This window comes from Enterobacter sp. PL1 (assembly GCF_945957325.1).
Lineage (GTDB): Bacteria > Pseudomonadota > Gammaproteobacteria > Enterobacterales > Enterobacteriaceae > Enterobacter > Enterobacter roggenkampii.
This window is the reverse complement of record NZ_CAMFKT010000002.1, coordinates 249,207-264,841: the sequence shown is the minus strand read 5'-3', so window position 1 is coordinate 264,841 and position 15,635 is coordinate 249,207. Positions and strand designations below refer to the sequence as shown.

Annotated in this window: 16 protein-coding genes; 2 read left to right on the top strand and 14 right to left on the bottom strand. The window is 60.3% G+C overall.

What is annotated here, in order from left to right:
- Nucleotides 1-10 precede the first annotated feature (10 nt).
- From hpaI to hpaG, 6 genes are all read right to left on the bottom strand, one after another.
- On the bottom strand, nucleotides 11-808 hold the full coding sequence (hpaI, locus tag N6P30_RS03020) for a 4-hydroxy-2-oxoheptanedioate aldolase (RefSeq protein ID WP_023293351.1): 798 nt from the start codon (nucleotides 806-808) through the stop codon (nucleotides 11-13).
- A 9-nt stretch (nucleotides 809-817) separates the two neighbouring features.
- A complete protein-coding gene (gene hpaH, locus N6P30_RS03015) occupies nucleotides 818-1,621 on the bottom strand; it encodes a 2-oxo-hept-4-ene-1,7-dioate hydratase (protein ID WP_023293350.1) in 804 nt (267 codons plus the stop codon).
- A gap of 106 nt (nucleotides 1,622-1,727) precedes the next feature.
- A complete protein-coding gene (locus N6P30_RS03010) occupies nucleotides 1,728-2,108 on the bottom strand; it encodes a 5-carboxymethyl-2-hydroxymuconate Delta-isomerase (RefSeq protein ID WP_023293349.1) in 381 nt (126 codons plus the stop codon).
- Between the two features lie 9 nt (nucleotides 2,109-2,117).
- On the bottom strand, nucleotides 2,118-2,969 hold the full coding sequence (gene hpaD / locus N6P30_RS03005) for a 3,4-dihydroxyphenylacetate 2,3-dioxygenase (RefSeq protein ID WP_008502109.1): 852 nt from the start codon (nucleotides 2,967-2,969) through the stop codon (nucleotides 2,118-2,120).
- A gap of 2 nt (nucleotides 2,970-2,971) precedes the next feature.
- Nucleotides 2,972-4,438, bottom strand: coding sequence for a 5-carboxymethyl-2-hydroxymuconate semialdehyde dehydrogenase (hpaE, locus tag N6P30_RS03000; RefSeq protein WP_023293348.1), 1,467 nt, complete (start codon nucleotides 4,436-4,438; stop codon nucleotides 2,972-2,974).
- Nucleotides 4,435-5,712, bottom strand: a complete 1,278-nt coding sequence (gene hpaG, locus N6P30_RS02995) for a 4-hydroxyphenylacetate degradation bifunctional isomerase/decarboxylase (RefSeq protein WP_023293347.1) — start codon at nucleotides 5,710-5,712, stop codon at nucleotides 4,435-4,437. The genes hpaE and hpaG overlap by 4 nt, the downstream gene beginning before the upstream one ends.
- Nucleotides 5,713-5,982: 270 nt before the next feature.
- Here hpaG and hpaR point away from each other — a divergent pair, with 270 nt between their 5' ends.
- Both hpaR and tsr read left to right on the top strand, forming a co-directional pair.
- Nucleotides 5,983-6,423 carry a homoprotocatechuate degradation operon regulator HpaR gene (gene hpaR / locus N6P30_RS02990; RefSeq protein WP_008502106.1) on the top strand — a complete coding sequence of 147 codons (441 nt, stop codon included), beginning with the start codon at nucleotides 5,983-5,985 and terminating at the stop codon, nucleotides 6,421-6,423.
- A gap of 83 nt (nucleotides 6,424-6,506) precedes the next feature.
- Nucleotides 6,507-8,171 (top strand): methyl-accepting chemotaxis protein, encoded by a 1,665-nt coding sequence (gene tsr, locus N6P30_RS02985; protein ID WP_023293346.1) that lies wholly within the window; start codon nucleotides 6,507-6,509, stop codon nucleotides 8,169-8,171.
- Between the two features lie 318 nt (nucleotides 8,172-8,489).
- Here tsr and N6P30_RS02980 read toward each other — a convergent pair whose 3' ends face one another.
- The 8 genes from N6P30_RS02980 to N6P30_RS02945 form a co-directional block, all read right to left on the bottom strand.
- Entirely contained in the window at nucleotides 8,490-8,996 is a 507-nt protein-coding gene (locus N6P30_RS02980; RefSeq protein ID WP_032664635.1) for a GNAT family N-acetyltransferase, read from the bottom strand.
- Between the two features lie 29 nt (nucleotides 8,997-9,025).
- Nucleotides 9,026-9,499, bottom strand: coding sequence for a hypothetical protein (locus N6P30_RS02975; protein ID WP_025912120.1), 474 nt, complete (start codon nucleotides 9,497-9,499; stop codon nucleotides 9,026-9,028).
- Between the two features lie 2 nt (nucleotides 9,500-9,501).
- Nucleotides 9,502-10,242, bottom strand: coding sequence for a transcriptional regulator (locus tag N6P30_RS02970; RefSeq protein ID WP_023293344.1), 741 nt, complete (start codon nucleotides 10,240-10,242; stop codon nucleotides 9,502-9,504).
- A 126-nt stretch (nucleotides 10,243-10,368) separates the two neighbouring features.
- Nucleotides 10,369-11,325, bottom strand: a complete 957-nt coding sequence (locus N6P30_RS02965; RefSeq protein ID WP_023293343.1) for a spore coat U domain-containing protein — start codon at nucleotides 11,323-11,325, stop codon at nucleotides 10,369-10,371.
- Complete coding sequence (locus N6P30_RS02960; protein WP_225828773.1) at nucleotides 11,316-13,604, bottom strand: fimbria/pilus outer membrane usher protein; 2,289 nt, start codon at nucleotides 13,602-13,604, stop codon at nucleotides 11,316-11,318. Before N6P30_RS02960 ends, N6P30_RS02965 begins: the two co-directional genes overlap by 10 nt.
- A complete protein-coding gene (locus tag N6P30_RS02955) occupies nucleotides 13,525-14,301 on the bottom strand; it encodes a molecular chaperone (protein ID WP_023293341.1) in 777 nt (258 codons plus the stop codon). The genes N6P30_RS02960 and N6P30_RS02955 overlap by 80 nt, the downstream gene beginning before the upstream one ends.
- Before the next feature lie 2 nt (nucleotides 14,302-14,303).
- Entirely contained in the window at nucleotides 14,304-14,798 is a 495-nt protein-coding gene (locus N6P30_RS02950) for a spore coat U domain-containing protein (RefSeq protein WP_023293340.1), read from the bottom strand.
- Nucleotides 14,799-14,976: 178 nt separating this feature from the next.
- Nucleotides 14,977-15,615, bottom strand: coding sequence for an EAL domain-containing protein (locus N6P30_RS02945; RefSeq protein WP_023293339.1), 639 nt, complete (start codon nucleotides 15,613-15,615; stop codon nucleotides 14,977-14,979).
- Nucleotides 15,616-15,635 lie beyond the last annotated feature (20 nt).

Genomic DNA, 15,635 nt, shown 5'->3' with positions numbered 1-15,635 from the left:
GATCTTACGTTTAGTAGACGGATTTATTGTTATTAACTGACGTAACCGGTTTTTCGATAAAGCGTGCCGCCAGCGCTTCCGCGCCGCGGGCGAGCAGGGTCGTGTCGACCCCGACGGCGACAAACCGCGCGCCGAGTTCAAGATAGCGTTTTGCCAGCGGCTCGTTCGCCATCAGGATGCCGGGGGCTTTACCCGCAGCGCGTATCTGTGCGATCGCCTGTTCAATGGCGGCCTGCACCTCCGGGTGCTGCGGATTGTCGGCAAAGCCCATGTCGGCGCTGAGATCCGCCGGGCCGATAAACACGCCGTCGACGCCGTCCACGTCCAGGATCTGCGGCAGGTTTTTCAGCGCCTCACGGGTTTCGATCTGCACCAGCACGCACATGGCGTCGTTGGCCTGCTGCAGGTAATCCGGAATGCGGTTCCAGCGCGAGGCGCGCGCCAGGGCGCTGCCGACGCCGCGAATGCCCGCGGGCGGGTAGCGGGTGGCACGTACCGCCTGCCGCGCTTCGTCGGCGTTTTGCACCATCGGCACCAGCAGGGTTTGTGCGCCCACGTCCAGCAGCTGTTTGATCTGCACCGGGTCGTTCCACGACGGGCGGACCACCGGCTGGCTGGGATAAGGGGCGATGGCCTGCAGCTGGGTCAGGACGGTCTGCACGCTGTTCGGCGCGTGCTCGCCGTCGATCAGCAGCCAGTCGAAGCCTGCCCCGGCCAGCAGTTCGGCGCTGTAGCTGCTGGTCAGCCCCAGCCATAGGCCAATTTGCGGGCGGCCCGCCTTCAGCGCCGCTTTGAATGCGTTTTGCATGGTTATCTCCTAGACAAAGCGGCAGCTGATGGAGCCCATGTTGCCGTAGTCGACGTGGAAGGTGTCGCCTCTGCTGGCGGGCACCGGGCGGGTAAACGAGCCGCCGAGAACGATCTGGCCAGGCTCAAGCTGCACGTCGTACGGGGCGAGCTTGTTTGCCAGCCACGCCACGCCGTTGGCCGGGTGGTTCAGGACGCCTGCGGCGACGCCGGTCTCTTCGATCACGCCGTTGCGGTAGAGCAGGGCGGAGATCCAGCGCAGGTCCAGCTCGTCGGGCTTAATCGGACGGCCGCCGAGGATCACGCCCGCGTTGGCGGCGTTATCGGAGATGGTGTCGAACACCTTGCGCGGACGCTGGGTGTCCGGGTCAACGTTGTGGCAGCGGGCGTCGATCAGCTCCAGCGCGGGGATCACGTAGTCCGTGGCGTTGTAGACGTCGAAGATCGTGCAGTTCGGGCCGCGCAGCGGTTTTGCCAGCACGAAGGCCAGCTCCACTTCAATGCGCGGGACGATAAAGCGGTCAACCGGGATGTCGCTGCCGTCGTGGAAGAACATGTCGTCCAGCAGCGCGCCGTAGTCCGGCTCGCTAATCTGCGAGCTGGCCTGCATCGCTTTGGACGTCAGGCCGATCTTGTGGCCCTTCAGCACGCGGCCTTCGGCAATTTTCAGGCTGACCCATTCGCGCTGGACGGCGTAGGCGTCGTCGATAGTGATAGTCGGGTAGTCGAGGGAGATCTGGCGGATCTGCTCCCGGGACTGCTCCGCCTGATGCAGACGCTGGGCGATCAGGGTATGGGTGTGTTTATCGAGCATGGCGTATCCTTTATGCGGCTGTTGCCGGGTGGCGCTGCGCTTACCCGGCCTACGTTCGAGCCGTTGTAGGTCCGGTAAGCGAAGCGCCACCGGGCGGAAAAGATGTCTACTTAAACAACGCGTGCACGTTGTTTTGTTTGTAATTGAGCGTTGGGTGCAGCTCGTCCAGCTCAAACGACAGCGCCAGATAGCGGCTCGCCATCAGCGCCGCGAAGTGCGTTTTAATCAGCGCAAACAGCATTTCACCGACCTCTTCCCGGCTCTCCAGACTGCGCCCCGAGCCAATCTTCAGCGTCATATGGACAAAGGCGTAATCGTGCTTACCGTCGGCCATCTGCCAGGTGTCCAGCCAGTGGGCGCGGCTGCGGATACCGCCGATAGGGAAGATGCCCGTGGCGGCGAGCGCCTCGTTCACTTTGGCGAACAGCCCCGGCAGGTCGGCCTGCTCGCGGATGTTGTCGGTACATTCAGCAATAAAGTGCGGCATGGTGGCTCCTTATGCGGGCAGGGGGAAAACGGCGTTGACCTGGCCGGTGCCGGAGCTGGCGAACAGCTCGGTGAGAAACTCCACCTTGCCGTCGTATTTGTCCCAGCCGAGCATGCCCAGCAGCATCACCGTGTCGTGCATGTTGCCCTCGCCGTAGCAGTAGTCGGCGTACTCCGGCAGCATGCTGCAGAATTCTTTGAACTGACCCTCGCGCCACAGCTTCACCACGCGCTCGTCCATCTGTCGGTCGAACTCCCGGGTGTAGCTGTTCATCCCTTCTTCCGCGCGCTGGTCGTCGATAAAGCGGTGCGACAGCGAGCCGCTGGCGAGCACCGCCACGGTGCCGTCATATTTTTCGATGGCGCTGACGATGGCCTCGCCCAGCCTGCGGCTGTCGGCGAAGTCGTGAACCGTGCAGAACGCCGAGATGGAGACCACCTTGAAGTGCTTATCCGCGTTCATGTAGCGCATTGGCACCAGCGTGCCGTACTCAAGCTTGAGGCTCGGAATGTTGTGCGCTTTGGCGCGCACGCCACGCTTCACCGCCTCGTCGGCGATCAGCTGGCCGAGTTCCGGGTTGCCGTCGTAGTCGTAGGTCATGTCGCGGATAAAGTGCGGCAGCTCGTTGCTGGTGTAGACGCCCGAAAAATGGTCCGCACAGTTGATGTGATACGCGCTGTTCACCAGCCAGTGGGTGTCGAAGACGATAATGGTGTCGACGCCCAGCTCCCGGCAGCGCTTGCTAATTTCTTTATGCCCATCGATGGCGCCCTGGCGGCAGCCGTGGTTTTTGCCCGGCAGTTCGGAGAGATACATCGACGGCACGTGGGTGATTTTTGCCGCTAACGCTAATTTGCCCATTTTCAGATCCCCCACTTTGGAATCGGATGGTCGCCCATGGAGATGCAGACGTTCTTCATCTCCGCGAAGACCTCGAAGCTGTACTCGCCCCCCTCGCGGCCGGTGCCGGAGGCCTTCACGCCGCCAAACGGCTGGCGCAGGTCGCGCACGTTCTGGGTGTTGACGAACACCATGCCGGCTTCAATGCTGCGCGCCAGGCGCAGCACCTTGCTGACGTCCTGGGTCCAGATATACGATGCCAGGCCGTACTCCACGTCGTTGGCCAGCCGCAGCCCTTCCGCTTCGTCCTTAAACGGCAGCAGGCAGGCCACAGGCCCGAAGATCTCCTCCTGCGCCACGCGCATGCGGTTATCGACGTCCGCCAGCACGGTCGGGCGCAGGAAGTTGCCGCCCTTCAGGTGCGCAGGCAGATCGGTCGGTTTGTCCGGGCCGCCCGCCAGCAGGGTTGCGCCTTCCTCAATGCCGAGGCGGATATAGCCGGAGACCTTTTCCCAGTGCTGTTGGCTGATGAGCGCGCCAATCTGGGTGTTCGGATCGGTCGGGTCGCCCACGCGCAGGCGGCTGGCGCGCTCGGCAAAGCGCTTGACGAATTCCGGGTAGATGCTCTGCTGGATAAAGATGCGCGAGCCCGCGGTGCAGCGCTCGCCGTTGATGGAGAAGATGGTGAACAGGGCGGCGTCCAGCGCGCGCTCGATATCCGCGTCTTCAAAAATCAGCACCGGGGATTTGCCGCCCAGCTCCATGGAGTACTTCTTCAGCCCGGCGTTTTTCATGATGTTGCGCCCGGTGGCGGTGCCGCCGGTGAAGGAGACCGCGCGCACGTCGTGATGCCTCACCAGCGCATCGCCTGCCGTCGCGCCGTAGCCCTGCACCACGTTGAGCACGCCCGCCGGAATACCCGCTTCGAGGGCCAGTTCGCCCAGACGGTCGGCGGTCAGCGGGGAGAGCTCGGACATCTTCAGCACCGCGGTATTGCCTAAGGCCAGACAGGGTGCGACCTTCCAGGTGGCGGTCATAAACGGCACGTTCCACGGCGACACCAGCGCGCAGACGCCCACCGGCTGCACCAGGGTGTAGTTGAGCATCTTGTCGTCGACCGGGTAGGTCTTGCCGTTCATCTGCTGGCACACCTCGGCGAAGAATTCGAAGTTGTGCGAGGCGCGGGGGATCAGCACGTTTTTGGTCTGGTGGATCGGCAGGCCGGTGTCGGCGGTTTCCATGGCGGCGATCTCCGGTACGTTCTGGTCGATCAGATCGCCCAGGCGACGCATCAGGCGCGCGCGCTCCTTCATCGGCAGGTTGGCCCACTTCGGAAACGCCTCTTTGGCGGCGGCAACGGCCTGATGGATTTCGGCTTCGCCGCCGGCGGCCACTTCTGCCAGGACCTCGCCGGAGGCCGGGTTAGTGGTCTGGAAGTAGTCGCTGCCCGCGACGTTTTTACCGTTGATCCAATGGTTTATCTTTTTCATTTTGCCGTCTCCTCACTCACAATTCGGTTCACCAGGCGTCCCACGCCTTCCACTTCCACCACCACCTCATCGCCCGGCACCACGTCGGAGAGCCCCTTCGGCGTGCCGGTGGCAATCATGTCGCCCGGCTGCAGGGTCATAAAGTCGCTCAGGTACGCAATCAGGTACGGGATGCTGAAAATCAGATCCGCCGTGGTGCCTTCCTGACGCAGCTCGCCGTTGACGAAGGTGCGCAGGGCGAGGTTGTGCGGGTCCGGAATGGCCTCTTTTGGCACGATGTTGGGGGAAATGGGGGTCAGCCCGTCGCGGCTTTTCACCCGCAGGTTCGGGCGGTAGTAGTTTTCGAGATAGTCACGAATGGCGTAGTCGTTGCAGACCGTGTAGCCCGCAACATAGTCCATCGCCTCGGCTTCGCTCACCTTGCGGGCGGTTTTGCCGATGACCACCACCAGCTCCGCTTCATAGTGCATGTACTCGACGTTGTTCGGGCGCACCGAGGTCTGGTTGTCGCCGTTGAAGGTGTTCGGCGCTTTGATAAAGACCAGCGGCTCGGTGGGCGGCTTGAAGTCCAGCTCGCTGGCGTGATCGGCATAGTTCAGGCCGAGGGCAAACAGCGTGGCGTGCGGCGGCGTGCGGTGCGTGCTAGCGACGTCGCGCTCGTCCACCACCGGGTTTTCCAGCGGTGGAAATCCTTCCGCCAGAATACGCACCCGATCGCCCGGGCGGATCTCAACGCGGCTGTGCGGGGTACCGAGCAGGATCGCATCGCCGGGATTAAGGGTGGCGAACTCGCTCAGGGCGCTCAGCAGTTCGGCAGCGTTACGCTGCAGATCGGCGGTGTTCCAGTGGTCCGCTTCGCGGCCGTTGATCTCGGTGATGATGGTCAGGCTATCCACGTTATCAACGGCGACCGGTTCGCCAAGCGGGCAGAATCCGTCCCGGCATTTGGCCTTGATGGCCGGGCGGTAGAAGCTCTCTTCCGGCAGGCTCACCTCGTTGGCGAGCGCGTATCCCGCAATATATTCCGCGGCGTCCTCCACGCGCACCTTGCTGGCGGTTTTGCCCACGACCAGCGCCACCGTGGCGCCGCTCAGCACCGTTTCCCCCTGCGGGAACGGAATGGGCTCGCCCGCGCGAATCACGGTGTTATGCGGTTTGATAAACCACACCGCCGTTTTCGGCGGCGTGTTGTAGGGGGCTTTTTCAAACGCCTCTCGCCAGGCTTCGCGCTGGCTCTGATGGTTGAGGGCGACGGCAAAGACGGTACCTTTCATTCACATACTCCTCAGGCCGGAGGTCCGGTTTGGATTTCATTAATATGTTAATGACCTGGTTTTATGCTTTTGCTGATTATTTCGCAATCAGAAGTGAAAGATTTGTGATATGAATAACAATAAATTTACATATTGGTTTTTATTGATATTAAAATCAGAGGGTTAATAAAATTAGTGGGTTTCTGTTAGACTTTTTGACGGAAAACGTGTTGTTTATAAAAGCATCTTTTATGAATTGTTTACGTGTTAATGATGTGAAGGGGAGAGGCTATGCATGATTCATTAACCATCGCGCTGCTGCAGGCGCGGGAAGCGGCGATGTCCTACTTCCGTCCGATCGTGAAGCGCCATAACCTGACCGAGCAGCAGTGGCGCATTGTGCGCGTGCTGGCTGAACATCCGTCGATGGATTTTCACGATCTGGCGTTTCGCACCTGCATTTTGCGCCCGAGCCTCACCGGCATTCTGACGCGCATGGAGCGCGACGGCCTGGTGCTGCGCTTAAAGCCGCTGAACGACCAGCGCAAGCTGTACGTCTCGCTGACCAAAGAGGGCAATGCGCTGTATGAGCACGCCCAGGCGCAGGTGGAGGAGGCGTATCAGCAGATTGAGGCGGAATATACGCCGGAGAAGATGAAACAGCTGACGGCGCTGCTGGAAGAGTTTATTGAACTCGGAAACCGACATAACGCAGCGCGGGAAGAAGAGTAAAAACCACAAATTTCAGGATGAATTTCGTAAAGTTTTCCCTTTCCAGGCCGAAAATTCTGTATCTGTCTGAGGAAAGAGAAAACATGTTAAACCGTATCAAGATTGTCACCAGCTTAATGCTGGTTTTAGCGATATTTGGCCTTTTACAACTCACATCCGGTGGTCTTTTCTTTAATGCTCTGAAGAATGACAAAGAGAATTTCACCGTCCTGCAAACCATTCGCCAGCAACAGTCCACGCTGAACGGCAGCTGGGTTGCGTTGCTGCAAACCCGTAATACCCTGAACCGCGCGGGTATCCGCTACATGATGGATCAGAGCAATATCGGTAGCGGCGCGACCGTGAACGATTTGATGCAAATCGCGTCTGCGTCTCTGAAACAGGCGGAAAAAAACTGGGCTGCCTACGAAGCCCTGCCGCGCGATCCGCGTCAAAGCGATGCGGATGCCATGGAGATCAAGCGTAACTATGATATTTACCACGGCGCGCTGGCGGAGCTGATCCAGCTGCTGGGCGCGGGCAAAATCAACGCCTTCTTCGACCAGCCGACCCAGAGTTACCAGGACGGTTTTGAGAAGCAGTACGTGAGCTACCTGCAGCAGAACGACAAGCTGTACCAGATGGCGGTCGAAGACAGCAACAGCTCCTACAGCCAGGCTATCTGGGTGCTGATCGGCGTCCTGATTGCCGTGCTGGTGGTGATCGTGGCCGTCTGGCTGAACATCAAGCAGACGCTGATCTCTCCGCTGAATCGTCTGATCGACAACATTCGCCATATCGCCAGCGGCGACCTGGTGAAGCGCATTGAGGTTCAGGGCACCAACGAGATGGGTGAACTGGCCGACTCGCTGCGTCATATGCAGGGCGAACTGGTGCGTACCGTTGGCGACGTGCGTAACGGCGCGAATGCGATCTACAGCGGCGCGAGTGAAATCGCGATGGGCAACAACGACCTCTCCTCCCGTACTGAACAGCAGGCCGCTTCCCTGGAAGAGACCGCTGCCAGCATGGAGCAGCTGACGGCGACCGTTAAGCAGAACGCCGAGAACGCCCGTCAGGCGAGCCACCTGGCGCTGAGCGCCTCTGAAACCGCGCAGAAAGGCGGCAAAGTGGTGGACAACGTGGTGCAGACCATGCGCGATATCGCGGGCAGTTCGCAGAAAATTGCCGACATTATCAGCGTGATCGACGGTATTGCTTTCCAGACCAACATCCTGGCACTGAACGCGGCGGTAGAAGCGGCGCGTGCGGGCGAGCAGGGCCGTGGTTTTGCGGTGGTAGCAGGTGAAGTGCGTAACCTGGCCCAGCGCAGCGCCCAGGCGGCACGCGAGATCAAGAGCCTGATCGAAGACTCCGTGGGTCGCGTGGAAGTGGGTTCAACGCTGGTCGAAAGTGCCGGTGAAACCATGGGTGAGATCGTGAATGCGGTCACCCGCGTCACGGACATCATGGGCGAAATCGCCTCTGCGTCTGACGAGCAGAGCCGCGGTATCGACCAGGTCGGTCTGGCGGTGGCAGAGATGGATCGCGTGACCCAGCAGAACGCCTCGCTGGTGGAAGAGTCTGCCGCAGCGGCAGCCGCACTGGAAGAGCAGGCAAGCCGTCTGACGCAGGCCGTGGCGGTGTTCCGCATTCAGCAGGAGCAGATGAAAGCGCGCGAATTCGCTTCTGCGAAAACCGTTGCAGCACCGGCGATGGCGCGTAAAACGGTTACCGCTGATGCTGGTGATAACTGGGAAACGTTCTAACGCCGTATGTTGTGCCGGGTGGCGGCTGCGCCTTACCCGGCCTACGGTTCGTGGTTGTGCCGGGTGGCGGCTGCGCCTTACCCGGCCTACGGTTCGTGGTTGTGCCGGGTGGCGGCTGCGCCTTACCCGGCCTACGGTTTGTGGTTTTGCCGGGTGGCGGCTGCGCCTTACCCGGCCTACGGTTCGTGGTTGTGCCGGGTGGCGGCTGCGCCTTACCCGGCCTACGGTTTGTGGCTTTTGCCGGGTGGCGGCTACGCCTTACCCGGCCTACGGTTCAGGGTTTTGTAGGCCCGGTAAGCGCAGCGCCACCGGGCGATATTACAGAGGCAGGCGCATGGCGCAGCGCGTTTCATACGCGAAACCGTGCGCTGTCTCTTCTTCCCTTTTCTGACGCAGTTCAGGCGTCAGCGTCGTTATTTTTTCAAACCCCAGCCGCGCATAGAACGGCGCATTCCACGGGACGTCCCTGAACGTCGTCAACGTCAGCGCTGTCAGCCCCCTGTTACGGGCATGGTCTGCCACGCAGGCGATGAGCTGCCTGCCGATCCCTTTTCCCTGCCAGTCCAGATCAACCGAGAGTTCGACAATAAACAGTGAAGACGGATGGGCTTCGGCAAGGATAAACCCGACGGGCTGGTCGTTTGCCAGCGCCAGCCAGCTTAACCCGCGTTCGACATAGTCGAGGTGTTGCTCAGCGGAAATGACCTCGCCATCGGCAAGCCAGGCGAGTGCCGGGAAGTCACGGAAGCGCCCGGCCGCCGCGCGTTCAATGGCGGGCAGGGCGGCAATGTCGTTGAGGGTGGTGGGGCGAATGCGAAGAGTCATGGCGGCAAGTATAGCCTGACCCGTCGACATTATTCCGAGCAGATCAGCACCGGCGAATAGAAATTGCTGATCACCAGCGCGTCTTCCGGCGTGCGCTCGATCGTCAGAAGCCTTTTATTGCCCAGCGTCAGGCCGGCAACGTATTTTTCAAAGACCCCGGGCGGCATGGCGTCATGGCTAAAACGCTCCACTTTTTGAATAGCGATCTCATACAGTTCGCCCTCCACGTGACGCCATTTAAACATCTCCTGGCGGGAAACCTCCCAGCTGCGTGGGGCATTTACCACGCTGCCGTTAACCGTGATGTACCCGGTTTTGTCGGGATGAAAACGCATAATGATCTCACCGTCAAAGGTGAAATCGTGGTTGTCGCGCCGGTCGGAAAAGGTCAGGTTTCCGTCGCAGGCCACCGACAGCGGGGGCGTGTGAAAGTACCACGCCAGCACGGTGCCCAGCAGCAGCAGGTTGAGGATCAGGGTTAGCCAAACTTTTTTGTGTCTCATCATCACCACTCGTAATAGTAAAGCGTACGACAGGCGCTGGCTTTACCCTGCGTGAGGGAACATTGGGAGAGCACCAGCCGCCCTTCGTGGCCGTAGAAAAGCGTTCTCTGAATGTGCATGTAGAAAATTGAATTTTTCAGGCACGGAAGATGGCCGTCCTTCTGAAGCGTTTGCGCCAGCGCTATTGCCTTCCCGTGAAATACGTCCGCCAGCGGCGTAAAGGTGTAGACCGGGCAGGTGCCGATATGCGTCAGCAGATGGATCTCCCTTTGTGAATTTTCTGGCTTGGTTAGCGCGATCCAGAGGCATAGCGCAACGACGACCAGCGTGAGCGCGCCGCAGAACAGCCATTCAGGGCGAACGCGCCATGCAGGTTTCGCCGTTTCGGCGGTCGGCGGGGCCTCCTCCAGCGGAGTGACCGTAACGTCCGCGCTGAGCATAAAGCCCGTTTTCGGTACGGTAACGATAAGCAGCGCGTCGGGAAGCAGGGCCGCGAGCAGCTTGCGCAGAATGCTGATGTACTGGTTTAAGGAGTTGTTAGACCCCTGAAGCCCTCGCCGATCCCAGACTTCCTGGAGAAAGGTTTCCCGTTCAACCACGTTCCCATGATGCTGTACCAGCAGCTTCATGATGGTATTGGCCGTACAGGTGAGGAGCTGCGCATCCTCATCCGGCGCATTGATAAGAGAAACAGAACCGTCCTCGTCGTTATAGACGATGGCGTCAGCAAGCAGGTATTTCATAAGTTGTTGTAATAAAAACAGAGATAAAAAATAAAAAGAGAAGGTCTACGCCTTCCGGGCTGCATTGCTGGCTATTTTAACGCCACTGTTACCGATAACATTGATCCAGACAGGATTTTGGGTGGTTTAATAAGTCAGCGTGATAATCACGTCATCAATAAATTCCCCGGTACCGGTTAGCGGCTGTGCCGGGACCTCGCCGTAAACGGTGTAGTTCTGGGTGCCGCCAGCGGGATTGGTGACCTGCAGCGCATCGCCGCTGCTTTGATCTCCCCAGCGTTGCGTGGCCGCCTCATTCTGCCAGAGCCCGTAGCGCAGGCACTGGCCCTCGTTGTTGCAGAGCTGCCGCTGATTACCGCTGGCATGGTTGCCTTTGCCCATGGCAAGGGTGAATGCGGTTCCGGCCGGACAGCGCGTTGTCAGGGTGGCGGTGGAACGCGTCGGACGCAGGGTCGCGGTGCTGGTCAGGGTGCCGAAGTTAAGGGGTGTCACGCGCTCGATGTAGCATCCCTGGCTAATTTCGGCCTGCGCGCTGGTGCCGCCCTGCACCTGCTCCCCCTCTGCGGAACCGTCCGAGCAGTTTTGCAGGGCATCCTGACGCAGGGCGCTGTGCCAGGCGATGCGCAGATTCATGTTGTAGTTGTAATAGTGGTAGGCCGGAAGCTGGCTTTGCCCTGCCGGAATGGTAGCGATAAGCGGAAAGGTACCGCTGACGTTGGCATTGCTTTGCGCGGCCAGAGTCTGCTGAATCAGGTTCCCGCTGCTGGCAGGCCCCAGCTCCTGAGAGCGTGCTGCGCCGTTCAGCAGGCGGAAGAGGAGGGTGTACTGTTTTCCCTCCTGGTCCCCCGGCGAGATCATCTCAAAGGGCGGGGCGTCTACGCTGCTCAGGCAGACGTTGAGATATTCCGTCCTGCCCTCGTTGTCGGCCTGGCAGCTAAACTTGACCTCGGTGTTGACGGAGGTGGTATTGCCCGCCACGACGTTGCCAAAGTTAATGGCGGGCATGGAGGTTATCCAGCAGGCTGCCGCCATCGCCTTTACGGACAGGACGAGCAGCAATAATAACGGTGCTCTTAATGACACAGTTGTTCTCCGATATTCTGTATAGATGACGCGGTACGGGGCGCCGGAAGCGCGACCCGGCACTCTCCCTCACCGGTCTTCACCACCAGTTCACCCGGCAGGGGCGGATCTTCAAGCCAGATAAAGCCGTCGCGTCCCACGATGGTGGCACCCTGCGGCGTTGACACGACGCTGCCCAGCGGGAGCGGCCTGCGGAGGCTGTCGACCAGCCGGGCCTGAACCGTGACGGCGTGATGGACGTTAAAATCGACTTTGACCGCGCTGTTGTTGCCCGGCCTGGCATGCATGTCGGTGACGGGGGCGATCACATCGGCAGGCAGATCGAGCGGGTTAATGCTGACTTTGCTGTTGTGGTAGCGCGGCAGGTCGGTCAGCAGGAGATAACCGTCCTCATCCGTTTCACCGGCCGGGCGGTTTTCCAGCATCACCGGTACGTGCCCAATGCCGTGCGTGGAGACCAGCGCCATGCCCTGCTGGATGTAGCGCAGTGCGTGCAGGCTGCCGTCCAGCAGCGTCAGGCTCCCTTCGGCTGAGGCGTACTGGTTGCGCTGGCTGGCACCTTGCTGCAGCCCAACGTGCCATTCGCCCGCGCGGCCCAGATAGCCTGCGTCTGCATATCTTTCACGTCGTTCGCCAAAGCCCTGGCCCAGCTCCCATGACCAGCCGCCGGCCTCATCGTCCGGCTGGTGGCGGTAATCCATGCGTGGTTTATCCCGGCTGGCCTGAACGGAGAGCATGTCCTCGCGACCCAATGGGACGGAAAGCAGTAGCTGAACCTGACTCGACGCATCCGTAAACGAGCGGGTATAGCTCAGCGTGGTGGAGATGTGTGCCGGCAGCGACACCGACCAGGAGGCATTGAGGTAGCGCTGCGTGCTGCCCTGAATGTTCTGCTGTACCCAGCCCGCGCCCACGGTGCCGAAGTGGGGGACGGACTGGCTTACCCACACGCTGTCGCTGCGTCTGACGGGGGCGGCACCGCTCATGCGGGCGTTGTCGGCGAAATCCGCCTCGGTGCGGACGGTGCTGGCAGAAATGCCCGTTCCTCTGCCGTTCCACTGCCAGCCGAGGCCCCACTGAACGCCCTGACCGTAAGGGCTGTCGCTCACGGCAACGTGCTGGCTAACCACCCCTACGGCGGGAGAGACCAGCCAGTCAGCGCCCGTGCCCACGTTGTGCAGCCTGCGCTGCTGCTCCGTATGCAGTGCCAGCGTCAGGTGATTATTCACCCCATAGCGCCAGCCCGCGTCCAGCAGCGGCGAGGCGGCATAGTCGTCGGAGTGCAGGGCGTAGTTTTCCCGCATCCAGCCGATGTCCAGCGAACCGCTGCTGAGCCCTTCCGCCAGCATGCCCGGCGCGCCGTAGAGATCGAGCTGTACGGTGCGACGCTGGCCGTTGATATCGGTAATGACCACCTCCGCCTGCCCGCTTCCGGTGAAGGAGGGCAGGGTATCCAGCAGAAAGTCACCCGGCGTGACGCGCTGGCTGCTCTGCTTAAGGCCGTCGATATACAAATCGACCGTGGAAGGCAGTACGGCCGTGTCGCTGTAGCGGCTGCGCGGTTCAGTATTGAGTTGCGGATTGAGCTCAAAATTACGTGCCCAGTGCAGCCCGCCAAAGCGCACCTGTCGGCTCCAGCGGGCGCCAGTGGTGATGCTGTCGCCCAGCGCCAGCGTGGTCAGCGAGTCGGTGTTGTCCCACTGCCAGCGGGTTTCGAGACGCGTGTGGGTCGGTCGACCGGCGCTGTTTTCCTCCCCGGCATGGCTTGAGAAACTGCTGCTGAACGTTCCGGGTAATCCTCCGGATGCGGTCAGCATGGTCTGGGCGTTGAGCTGGCGCTTCCCCTGCGCATCGCTGGCGTAGAGCGCGTATCCGAGCGTATAGGCGCTGACGGGTTGCGCATCAGGGTAGCGATACATCGGCGCGGGCTTTGAGGCGGTGAGATACTGCTGGCCCTCGAGCGCATCGGCCTCAGCGGTAATCGACACCTGCTGGGACAGCACGTCGAGATTAACCTTCAGGCCCGGCAGGGACGTCAGCTCAACCCATTCGGCGCGATCGTCCGGGGCGTGAAGCCCCAGCTTTTTCATGTCGCTGCGGCTTATCCATAACGCATTATCCACCACCCGGCAGGCCCAGAGCTCGCCTCGCGGGGCGTGGTTTACGGTAATGGCCAGCCATTGTACGGTGTCGGCGGGTTCAGTCCGGGCTGACAGCATGAGCGGTAGCCAAAACAGGAGCGCGAGAAGCGAGCGGGCGCAGGGGTATCTGGCTGGCATGGTGGTCATCATTGAGATAGACGCGCAGCGTGCTGAGCGCGTGACGTGAAGCGTGTTTAAGCGGCAAAAGGGCGGTTTGTCCCGGGAGCACATAGCCCGCCAGGCCTTTAATCGACCCTACAACCTGCCCATCGGCCGTCAGGGCCTCAAGGTGGCTGAGACGGATGTGGCGGTTTCCGGCATTAAAGCAGCGAAGGGTGGCCGGTATTTCAGACTGCTCACAGCTCAGGGCATCGTGGCTGACGGGCGCGCTCTGGTTCCCGGCAATAAACACCGGAATCGAGTAGCGCAGCAGGAAGTGCACCGCGGTGGGATTGGCGGCACGGGACGTAGCGTCCGGCAGTTCGTCGATGACCAGCCGGTAACTTTGCTCCTGTGCACGGATGCCGGGCTGCATGACGATAATACGCACCAGCTGCTGCTGGCCCGGCGCCAGTGATGTCATCGCCGGGCTGCTGACCACCTCCCCGGTGGCCACCAGAACATCTTTACCGTTTTTTTGCGTCCATTCGTACACCCGAATCTGCGCATGGATGGCCGCTTTCCCACTGTTAGTGAGATAGATAGCCGCTGCCCGCTGGTCGCTCCGCAGATCGAGCGTTACCGGGGCCACCTGAAGCGTGGCGGCCAGCGCGTAGCGTGACAGCAGCGCCAGCATCATGAGCCACAGAATGAAGCAGGAAAGATAGCGACGCACGATCAGTACTCCAGTTTTAACGTGATATCGTCGCTGTAGGTACCTGCCTGGGCGGTTGTCAGCGCCCCGGCGTCAATCACGCCATACAGCGTTTCTTCCTGTTCCGCACCGTTGCCGGTATCGTCCAGCCCATTCGTGCCGGTGATTTGCGTCTGTTTGCCTTCGTCAGCAAAGAGCTTCCACGCAATCTTCTGCGCGCCCGTGTCGCCGTTTTCCGGCTTCAGCCAGAAGGTTCCATTTTCGCCGTCGTTGCTGGTGGCGGTCAGAGTGAACGGCGTGCCGTTGGTACAGACGATATCGACCTGCGTTTTGGCCTGGATTTCGCTCGACTCATCGGAGCCGTGACGCGAGAAGTTGAGGTCGTTGGCTTTGAGGGTGCACGACTTCACGACCTCAAGTGATACGTGCATCGTCGCGCTTGCGGTGCTGTCTGCGGCGATCGCAGCAGCAGGAAGCAGGAGAACGGAACAACATACAACGGTGGGAATAATTTTCATGATCTTATTTCCTGACGTGAGTAACAGTGCAATTACAAAGCGAATGACTGAGCGTCCAGCAGGCAGCGTTTTTGATGGAATGCCGCCAGGTTGTGGCAGCAACAAGTGGGGCAAGGCCATAAGCAGGCATTGCCGCGCAGAACGATGGCCTTATCGCCAGCATTCGGAATGAGAGGGGTCATTTTCTGCCCCACAGATAGCCCTGGCCGTAATCGGCCGCGCTGGCGCGGGCCAGTGCGAAATCACCTGCGGTTTCAATGCCTTCGATCAGCACCTTGCTGGCGACGCGCTTGCACTGGCGGGTGAGATGCAGAAACTTCGCCTGCTCGGTCCGTCCGTTCCAGAAGGTATGTTTGTCAATTTTGATGCCGCAGAAGCGGATCTGGCTGGTCAGAAGTTCGGGAAGAAGGTCTTCGCAAACATCGTCTGCCCACACTTCTATCCCCCACTGATGGAGCGTTGCGATGCATTTCCGCAGCGCCCGGCTTTGCGTATCGTCGAGTTGTACCATCGAATGGAGATCGGTGATCTCGATAGCAAGTCTCTCCGGGCAGGGTGTTTCTTCTTTGAGCCTGTCGAGGAAGTCCGTGTCCAGCAGTAAATCCGATGTCGCATTGAGGTAATACTTGTCGCCATCCTTGCAAAACATGGCGTGACGAAGCTGCGCAAAGAAGTGCGCTTTACGCTGGGTCGCGGTCATCGAGCCAAAGTAATCTTCAAGATTGACGTGGGGCTTTGCCGTGGACAATACCTCCCAGGCAATCACATTTTCACTGCGCAGTGCCCGGATGGATTCGAACTTATAGCCGGTTAGCATGATAAAAGTGCGTAACGCTC